The following is a 613-nucleotide window of genomic DNA, read 5'->3' on the forward strand; positions in this document are numbered from 1 at the left end:
CCTAGTGGATTATTCTTAGATAATCATGGATGGATTTTTTCAGCACCCCGCCAGCCCCCGCCCCTGCTGGGTTTGCAGGTTTGGGGGCGTGACAGTTAACGGGGGGGTTCGTGACAGTTAACGGGGGGGGGCGTGACAGTTAACGGGGGGGGCGTGACAGTTAACGGGGGGGGCGTGACAGTTATTGCAGGGGTCAGCCTGCCGCCTTGGGCCGTGCGATGTCGTACTTACCCGCCGCATACTCGTTCACCGTCCAGCCCAGCGCGATCAGCTCCGGCAGCGCCTCGCGCACCCGCTGGCGGCGCTTGCGCATGGTCGAACCACTGGCCTCTGACGGCCAGACATAGCCGCACAAGGTATCTATGGAAGCCTTGCCGGTTTTGCCGGGGTCGATCCAGCCACACAGCCGCTGGTGCAGCAGGCGGGCGGTTTCGCTGTCCAGCGCCCGCACCTCGTCCATGCTGATGCGCACATGCTGGCCGCCACCCATGACGGCCTGCGCGATCAAGGGGTTCAGGGCCACATACAGGCGCCCGTCTGCCTCGTCGCTGGCGTACTCGGCAAGCAGCCGGAAGCCCTGCCGCTTGCGGCCATTCTGGGCGATGATGGACAC

Annotated in this window: 1 protein-coding gene; it reads right to left on the reverse strand. The window is 64.6% G+C overall.

The window, feature by feature from the left end:
- Positions 1-193: 193 nt before the first annotated feature.
- Positions 194-613: replication protein C, IncQ-type (gene repC, locus R7Z47_RS25625; protein ID WP_318130864.1), on the reverse strand; the 420-nt coding region annotated here is incomplete at its 5' end.

This window comes from Vibrio sp. 1641, from assembly GCF_033339995.1.
In the GTDB taxonomy this organism is placed as follows: Bacteria; Pseudomonadota; Gammaproteobacteria; order Enterobacterales; family Vibrionaceae; genus Vibrio; species Vibrio alginolyticus.